This window comes from Bradyrhizobium sp. Gha (genome assembly GCF_900113735.1).
Classification (GTDB): Bacteria; Pseudomonadota; Alphaproteobacteria; order Rhizobiales; family Xanthobacteraceae; genus Bradyrhizobium.
On sequence record NZ_FOQM01000077.1, the window covers coordinates 1 to 8891 of the forward strand.

Below are 8891 nucleotides of genomic sequence, written 5' to 3' on the forward strand. Positions count from 1 at the left end.
ATCCTCGACGACTGGGGACCCGAACCGCTCACCGCCGACCAGCGCCGCGATCTGCTCGAGATCGTCGATGATCGCTACGACAAGGGGTCCTTGTTGATCACAAGTCAGGTCCCCGTGTCGCAATGGCACGACGTCATTGCCGATCCCACCCTTGGCGATGCGATATTGGACCGCATCATCCACAATGCGCACCGCCTCGAGCTCAAAGGCGACAGTCTACGGCGTCAGGCTGGCGAAAAGAAAAAACCGTGAGCACCTCGCGCACGATCGCCCCGCCGGCCCACAGGCCCCTCCCGCGCGCGTCGCTACGTCGCTCGTGGGGGCACTCCGCGCCGCGCACGGGGCCCTCCCATGGACCGCCGGAACGATCTTCGAACCAACCCGCCAGCCTTGACGAGGAGGACATTTCCAGCACACATAAATCCGTCAGCCGTGTTCGCCTCCGCCCTGATCACGATCACTGGAATCCGTGATCACCATCGCATGGAACACCTGATCACCATCCCTGGAATGCGCACTCTTGCCCTTTTAGGCCGCAGATTCACTTCGCCGCAGTGCTTTTACCCAACAATCTCCGGCGGCTTGACCGCCGCAGTCCGGACCCGCTTCCAGTCCATCCCATCCACCAAGGCCATCAATTGCGCAGGATTCATCTGCACCCGGCGGCCAGCAGAACTGCTCGCCCCAGGCTCCAGCGCCTCTGTCACAACTTGCGGCCTTAAACTAGTCCGACCACCGTCGGCGAAGCTGCCGCGGCGCCCCCTCAAGACGGTCGGCGACCGCTTCGATCATATGGAAGGTTCTAGTTCCAGAACTAGGCGCAGACATAGAAGCTCACATCGGCTCACGGCTCAGCAGCCGATAGCCGATCGCCGACCCACTCCGCCAGACGGGATCTCTTTGCCGCTTACGATAAGTCCAAATTTTGCGCCGCAGATCGCGAACCCGCCCATCGAAGCTCTGTGTCGAGTATAAGCGCGCATTCTCCACCTCCCGATTGAGATAGATTGCCCGTGCAGCAAAATTCTTGCCGTACAAGGCACACCCTCAGGGCGCCCCTCAGCACTGCCAATTTACAAGAAGCTTCAGTGCAGGCTCAAAACGCTCGTGCACCCTTGCGAAGCGCAATACTTCGTTCCAATCTCGCCGACGATCCCCTACTGTAGTGAGAATTTTCGCTTAATCGATGCAATGATCGTCGCATTAGTGTTGAGTAGCTGCATTCCCGCCGTTCCGCGCAGAATCTCAATTGCAACCTGTCCAAAGTCGCGGACAGTCTCGTCGAGACGAACGCTATTCAGGTCGGACGGAATGATCAGTTCGATTCGAAAATGGATCTGGAGGCTTTTACCGATGCTGTTATGAAACGACGAACCTCCATGACGCGCCGCGTGTCCTGCATATCGGGGTGAGCGGTGAGCCAATAGCTTCGCACGATTCGTAACTCGGGGAGGAGGCGCTGCAATTCCGGATAACGCCGGGCAGCATAATCATGCAGAATTCCAATGCCATGGCCACTTCGCACCGCTTCTATCTGGGCCACCACACTTCCGCACTCGTAGCGTCGTGACATTAGCCTTCTCAGAACCGATGCGTAGTCCAGCGCCCGACTGTATGCGAAGTCCTCCACATGCGTCACGAACAGCCGCGACGCCAGATCGGCCTGGCTCTGAATTGAACCTTCGCGCGACAAGTAGCTTTCGGCCGCATAGATACTGAGAGTGTAGTCCATCAATTTCGACAAGATCAGGCGGCCTTGCTTTGGCCGGTCAAGTGAGATCGCGATATCGGCCTCGCGCCGAGACACGGAAAAGGTGCGCGGCAGCGGGACAAGTTGGATGACAAGGCCAGGGTGCCTAGCAGCAAGCGCTCCCAGGCGCTCGGCCAAAAAATAATTGCCCAGTCCATCTGGCGCTCCAACGCGCACCGTACCCGTGATCGCTTCATTCGCACCTTCTATGCTCGCACCGACTTTCAGAAACTCGCTTTCGGCTCGTTTTGCGGCCAGTGCGAGGGCCTCGCCCGCTGCCGTCAAATTAGAGCCGGAGGTGTGACGCTCGAGCAATCTGACATTCAGATTCTTCTCCAATGCGGTGAGTTGACGGGCTACAGTCGTGTGATTGAGTTGCAGGTGCTTGGCAGCCTTCGATATCTGCCCGGCGCGTGCGACTTCAAGGAATATTCGAACCTGCTCCCAATCCATCGACTGAACTTTCTGAAAAAGATAGTGGCGATTGAGCCTTCAATGCGCTGTTTCTACGCGACACTGCCTGCGATCAGGCATCGCCAGAGCGGACCAGCGATCATTTTGCTCATTCTTGGGAGGCGGCCTGAAGAAGCCTGGTCGTCACTGCGCTCCCGGTGTCCCACAACCCTTTCCGAGGGGTTAAGCTACACAGAAACCAGCTCATCATTGGCGAGCTTGTACAATATCGTAAGTTCGCCGTTGTCGTTGTGCGGAGCACACCTTCAGGTCAGATCATCGGCGGCATCCGCTATGGCAGAATAGATCTCATCGGGGCGCCTTCCCATCCAGATCGACGCGCTACAGCGGATCGCAACCACCGCCGCGGGCAGCCCTCGGTGGAAGAGCATCGGCGAGCGATACACAACGTATCGCTATGCAGCGACTCTCCTCGCTTCTTTGTTCGTATTTGCGATGCTGGCGATAGCCAAGTGATTGTGAAGCCGCCATGTCGCGTCCTGTCTTGCGAAAAGGCCCCCGGCGGGCATGCCGGAGGCCTTCTTGGAGGTTAACTCAGATCAGTAGAACCGCTTGCTTCTCCTTCTTACTGGTTGATGAGAGAGTTAGAAACTCCGCTGAGCACGGACCAGTAGCGTGAGAGCGTTCTGGTCCTTCAGCTCATACGTGGCACCCGGCTTGGCGATTGCTGTCTGCAGCGGCAACGTCACCGTGCTTCCGCTTGCATACTTCTGATCCAGCATCGTATACGCGAGTTCGGCAGAGAAGGTCAGGCCTTTGACCGGAGTCCAACCTGTCCTCGTACCTATAACCGCGTAGTTGAAATCGGGATTGCAGCCTCCAAATCCAGTCGAAAGTGAGAGGCCTGCGACGAACGCACCACAGATATAGCCCTTGGCTGTCCCATTGTAGCGCACAGCAGACCAAGCGCCGAAAACGCTGGTGGCCCAGTTTGGATTCCAGTTATGAGTGTAGCCGCCGTTGAAGCCGAACGTCGTAGTCAGCTCCTGGCCAGAGCCAGCCACAAATACCGAGTCGGAAACACCCGCGAGTCCGACACTCTGGTAAGCACCCGCGAGACCAGTACTTCCGTACATCGCGAAACTAGGTGCATTCGTATAATCGTGGAAGTTGTAACGGCTTGCGCCATACGTATACACAGCTGACATGTTGATGGTATCCCCAGCACCAGTCGGGATGTTCTTGATCGACAATGCCAGCTGACCCGCCCCGCCCCACTTATCATCTGGGTATCTAGTGACCTCGGTCGCGCCATAGTAGGCAGCATGGTTATTATGCGCAGCGACAGAGGCTTTCAAGTAACCCCAGGCCTGGTCAACAGTAACGGACGCAACGAGGTCTGGAGCCCTCGCACCACCGAAGTCGTTCGCCCCATACGCCCCCGTGGCAAGCCCCGCAACCGTCGCTGCGCTCACGTTCCAGGCAGCAAGTTGGCTCCGGGAAACCGGATCCTCGGCCGAGAAAGAAGCCGAGATGCCTTGCCCGAACTCAAAAGTGTAGGCGAACTGGAGCGCGGGGTCCCAGCCGCCGGCGCCCGGTAGCTCAAACGAGTTCGCCGCATACTGGCCCCAGGGAGTGCTGAACTGGGAAGCCGCTTTGCCGAACGTGAAGCCAGCGAATTGAATGAACGCGTAATAGAGACCGGGGGTACCTTGAGCGACCTGGTTACCAATCCCTGTCGTATACGTCGTCCCGCCCGTGCCGGCTCCGCTATAGGCCCCCCCCGTATAGGTCCAGGCCAACTCGGCGAACGTGCGGAGCAGACCGTATTCGGTCGCAGTACGCGTGTCTACTACGAGGTCCTGACGAGCGCGCCAGCTGTAATATTCGCTCAGCCGGTTGCGCGCGCCACCCACACCGCTGTCCGGCGTATTAAAATGGTAGCTCGTGCCGAATGCGCTTTCAGCGCGAAGATAGCCGCCCAATTTGATACACGTGTCGGTACCCGGGATGTAGTAGAAACCAGCGCCATAAAGGGAGCAGATTTTAACGTACTCTACCGCTTTAGCCTTGATCGGGAGATCAGCCGCTTGTGCCCCGCCGAAGGAGATAATAGCCGCCGCCGAACCTAGAAAAAGGCTCTTTGCCATTTTCATAACAGACCTCCAAAATGTTTCACATGAGACGGCCGCTCACCCCATAGATCGACCATCTTCGCCCCCAATCATTCTCGACCGACAGGGCCTTCCTCGAACGCCGGGTATTAGATGAACCACTGGCGTCGCGGTGCGGACCATTCCGCCGCTCGCAATATTACGTTGACAGATTGCGTTCGGTATCGGCGTGAAAACTTTGTACGAAACGCACAGGCGCGTGGCCCGCGCTCACGCACAGTGATCTAATCGCCTCATAAACGTACGATTAGTACCGAAGCTCCAGTTTAACGTACGTTACGTGCGCAAGCCGATACATTTTGCCCCAGTCGAATTGCACTCCGTTCGCGCGCGCCTTGAAGCCTCTATTCGAGAGAGGCGTGCTCAGAGTTGCAGATCTGGTCCGCCCGCTCAGCGCGTTCCACAGAAGTCAAGTCTCAATGCCTATGCGAATAGACACGACCAGTTGGTTTCGGGCAGAACAACTGGCGAGGAAGAGCGAAGCGTCGGAAACTATGGTGGATCATCGGAATTGGGGGGCGAACATCCAAGAGCCGGTGCGCTGATCGCCCGCGTCCCATGGAATTCGCACAGCTCGCGGACGTTGAGCACCGGATTGCGGTGCTGGCATGACACTCTATGCCCTGCTTCGTTCGCCTTCCATCTAACGCACACTGATTCCGCCTTGCGGTAAAGTTATCGAGGCTCGCCTAAACATTGCCTCAAGACATCGGGCGTACCACTCCAATGATCAACGGAATTCGACGGCCTCGGGTGCTATTCTGGTTTCAAGATCGGCGGATTCGATGTGCATCGGCCGGCAAAAAGTAAGAAGACCGGCTGATGTTTTGCTCTGCGTAAGAACAGCGCTTTTGTAAGCCGATCACCCAGAGATTAACAACGCCCAGACGGAAGATCGGAAAAACACCATCGCCCGAAAAGCACTTGACGGGACGATAGCGTCCAGGAGCTTGCGCGGAATGCATAATAGAGCCGCCGCGTCTCGCCCAATCCGCACGATTCTACCGCGCGCAACTTGACTGAACTCTGCGAGTAGCAGACGAGGATCTCGCGATGGTACCGACTCCTGATCTCAATTGAACTTAACAGACTTGATCGTCAGTGCTGACGAACGAAACAACGGCATTCGGCTCCCAGCGTCCCAGCGATCGAGCTGGCGCACACGCCGGAAGTAACGATCGACCTGGTCAGGAATTGATGACGGAACACTCGGTCACATGTAATCTGCCAGACTGATCACAATGAGCTGCTAGCTTGCGTGCGTGGATCGCGCATTTCAGATGCCGCAGCGTTACGCCTCTAGGCTTTCGAATGAGAAAGTATTCCCGCACCCTGCCGCACGGGTAAGCCCCGCGTGAAGTCCATGTTAACCGAAGATGCGCCACGCCCGTCGGCGATGCTCGGCCATAATGAACGGCAACACATGCTCGAGCGCGCCGCTCCTACCGGGCTCTATGGATCAATGGCCAATGTCACGGGCTCGGTTGCGGCGTAAGCGCTTGTAATAAGCCTATAACAGCTGCATGCCTTTTGCCCGAGGCACGCGCCTTCCTCAATCCGCAACACGCCGCGAGCTTTGCTAATCAATCCTTGTTCTTCAAAGCGGATTAGGGTTTCCGTCACCCCAGCGCGGCGCAATGCTAAAACAGAAGAGAGGTAGTCATGCGTCACCGGAAGCACATCAGCATCGAGAGCATCGCTCGCCAGACATAGCCAACACGCGAGCCGCCTTTCGCGATCATGTCTTACGCCGCACAACCCGGTCTGAGCACAGTGCAAGCTCAGCGCCTGGACGTATCGGAGAAGATGTTCTCGGATTTCGGAGTGCTCGCGCATCACGCGTCGCAAATCTTCAAATCGAATTCTGTGCGCACTTCCCGGAAAGAGCACAACAGATTGATGCGTCGCAAGATGCGGCCCGAATAAGAGCGGAGCACCGATAGCTCCGCCATGTCCGATAACCGCTGTTTCAAGGACGCTTCCCGCGGCGACAATCCTGACGGAAACAAGTCCCGATTCTACAAAGTAAACGCAGTCGAGCGGCTTTTTCGGCTCTTGCAGCACCATGCGTTCTCTTAGAACGATCGGCTCAAGAAATTCCCCCATTGCCGCGAGCCCTTGAAGCGAAATCTTCGCTAAAATTTCGTTTTTGATGAAGCGCCGGGCTGGAGAGCGGACCCCACTGGACCACTGGAGCATCCGATGTACATCGGAGGTCCGCGCGAGGGCTGCAGCGCCCGGGACGTCAAGCGCTTCAAGGACGGCGGGTATGTGGTCGGTCATGCTGCGAGCCCGTCTTTCTCTTAAGAGGATATTACCGATCAACTCCTTCACGAACTGTTGATTCTTAACTTATCAACACGCCGTTGCCGATTTGTGCAATGAGGCGGCTCTCGACGAGTAAATCCTGCGATGAAAAAGCTTCCGTCGAATCATTCCGGCGAGCCCCTCGTTGTGCATACCTGCGTTTCTCTGCTGGCCCGCCGTTGAAAGGACTGGAGCTATTGCGTCGGCGGTGCAGGATGGCGTGCAAACCAAAGTGTTTGCAATCACAATGAGTGAAGCGGTTCAAGGCATATCCGAACCAGCGTCCAAGCACATGCGGCGACGAAGATGAACGCGGCCTGTCGTGATCAGTATGCGGTCAGCGTATGAAACTGTCTTGCTTGCGGCGTTGGCAATAACCGTTCGCAACAGCAGCGGTGCCCTTGCCCCGAGCACTCCGCAAACAGGCTGTTGAAGAAGTAACCAATCGGCGCGCGATGACGGGAATGTCGTCGCCGCCTTCGAGGCATATCTCGCCTTCGAGCGAACCATCGGCGAGCTCTTCTGCCCAACCACGGCCTCTTGCGCGCTCCATCTCGTCGCTGCCGTCGCACGTGAATTCCACGCCATCGCCTTCGCAACGGCCATATATCGCCCCCGTGGGGCAATCCATGGCGAACTCGCAGCCTTTGGCTGCGAACAGGATGTAAGAGCTCGCCCCAGCCATGTCGTGCTCGGGCGTTTCCACGACACGCCATTTGCCCCGCACGCTTCATGGCTGCACCACCAGCAGCTTGGGCAGACGGATCAGATTGTAGGCCACGAGCACCAACGTAAAGGCGGCGTCCACGCGCTCGCGCCCTCGTAGCTTCACCTTTGGCCAGACCGGCGGAACTCTTGATCCATCCGAACACCTCCTCGATCCCGTTGCGGCAGCGTTGGCTGATCTCGTAGCCGGCGCGGCGGGTGGTGCGGGCGTCGACCGCCGTCTTGCGCGGAGTACCGGTCTTGCTGAGGTGTCCGTCGATCGGGATGTGCGGCGTCACCGATCGTTCTCTCAAGTCGTGCACGAACTGCGTGACTCATAGGCCTTGTCCGCGCCGAGCGTGATCCGCCGGCGTTTGCGATCACGACTATCGATTAACGCCAGCGCCGTCTCTCGTTCGGCCGTGCCGGTGGCCTGGCTGACGGCACCGCCGACCGCCAAGACCATGGCCGGTTCCTCGTGCTTTGATGCGTGTCGCTTGAACGCTTCTCGTTGTGGAAGCTGCGCTCAGCGTTGCGTCCCGGACCTTCACTGTCGTTGTCGCCTCCATGCTTGCTGCGGAAGCTCTTGACCGAAGCCCACGCCTCGATCAGCGTGCGCTCCGCCGAGAAGTGATCCTCGACAACAGTCGTTTCACTTTCGGCTGAGCCAGTACCGCCGAAATGAACTTAGCGGAAATCTTACCTTCGAGCAGCCGGTCGCGATTCTTCGAAGAGGTCGAGTGATGCCACACCGGATCGTCTACGCCCAGACTGACAAACCAGCGGAACAACAGGTCGAACTCCCGCCGCTCCATCAATTGCCGTTCCGAGCGGATGCCGAAGCTAGCGCCCTAAGCCGCTACCTGCTCGCCGAGATACGCCACCGCGGCCTCGAGGCCGCCCTTGCCGTGCGGGATCTTCAGCGCGTTGAGGCCGACCTCGATGACGCCGAGCGTGCCGAGCAGCATCGGCGCGTTGACATGGCCCATATGGGCGATGCGGAAGGCCTGTCCCGAGAGATCGCCGATGCCGGTGCCGAGCACGACGCCGCACTTTTCCTTGCAATAGCGCTGCAGGACCGCGGGATCGTGGCCACTGGTCATGGTTACCGTGGTCACGGTGTTGGAGCGCTCATGCGGCTCGGCAACGTTGAAGCCCAGCACCTGGCCCTCCGACCATGCGCCGACCGCGCGCCGCGTGGCTTCGCCGAGCAAGGCGTGGCGGCGGAACGCGTTCTCCAGGCCTTCCTCGTGCAGGAGGTCGAGCGCCTGGCGCAGCGCGAACAACAGATGCACCGGTGCGGTGCCGGCATATTTGCGATAATGCTCGGTGCCTTCGCGTTCGCTCCAGCTCCAATAGGGCGTCGCCATGTTCGCGCTCTTGTGCGCGTCCAGCGCGCGCTCATTGGCGGAGACGAAGCCGAGGCCGGGCGGTGTCATCAGGCCCTTCTGCGAGCCGGACATCGCGACGTCGACACCCCATTTGTCCATCTCGAACGGTATGCAGCCGAGCGAAGCCACGGTGTCGACCATGTAGAGCGC

At 58.4% G+C, this 8891-nt stretch carries 6 protein-coding genes and 1 pseudogene; 1 reads left to right on the forward strand and 6 read right to left on the reverse strand.

The window, feature by feature from the left end:
* A partial coding sequence (locus BM222_RS39340) for an ATP-binding protein (RefSeq protein WP_177243711.1) occupies positions 1–252 on the forward strand: 252 nt, incomplete at its 5' end.
* 1063 nt (positions 253–1315) lie between these two features.
* On the opposite strand, the gene BM222_RS39345 is transcribed toward BM222_RS39340, so the two are convergent.
* From BM222_RS39345 to BM222_RS39370, 6 genes and pseudogenes are all read right to left on the reverse strand, one after another.
* Positions 1316–2203, reverse strand: a complete 888-nt coding sequence (locus BM222_RS39345) for a LysR family transcriptional regulator (RefSeq protein ID WP_092239961.1) — start codon at positions 2201–2203, stop codon at positions 1316–1318.
* A 605-nt stretch (positions 2204–2808) separates the two neighbouring features.
* Positions 2809–4320 (reverse strand): porin, encoded by a 1512-nt coding sequence (locus BM222_RS39350; protein ID WP_092239962.1) that lies wholly within the window; start codon positions 4318–4320, stop codon positions 2809–2811.
* 1470 nt (positions 4321–5790) lie between these two features.
* Positions 5791–6621: a Crp/Fnr family transcriptional regulator gene (locus tag BM222_RS39355; RefSeq protein WP_092239963.1), complete on the reverse strand. Its 831-nt coding sequence runs from the start codon at positions 6619–6621 to the stop codon at positions 5791–5793.
* A gap of 361 nt (positions 6622–6982) precedes the next feature.
* Complete coding sequence (locus tag BM222_RS39360) at positions 6983–7330, reverse strand: hypothetical protein (protein ID WP_177243754.1); 348 nt, start codon at positions 7328–7330, stop codon at positions 6983–6985.
* A gap of 45 nt (positions 7331–7375) precedes the next feature.
* Positions 7376–8198 (reverse strand): annotated as a pseudogene (locus tag BM222_RS39365) (IS5 family transposase); the annotation flags it as partial.
* A 3-nt stretch (positions 8199–8201) separates the two neighbouring features.
* A partial coding sequence (locus BM222_RS39370) for a pyridoxal-phosphate-dependent aminotransferase family protein (protein ID WP_143106208.1) occupies positions 8202–8891 on the reverse strand: 690 nt, incomplete at its 5' end.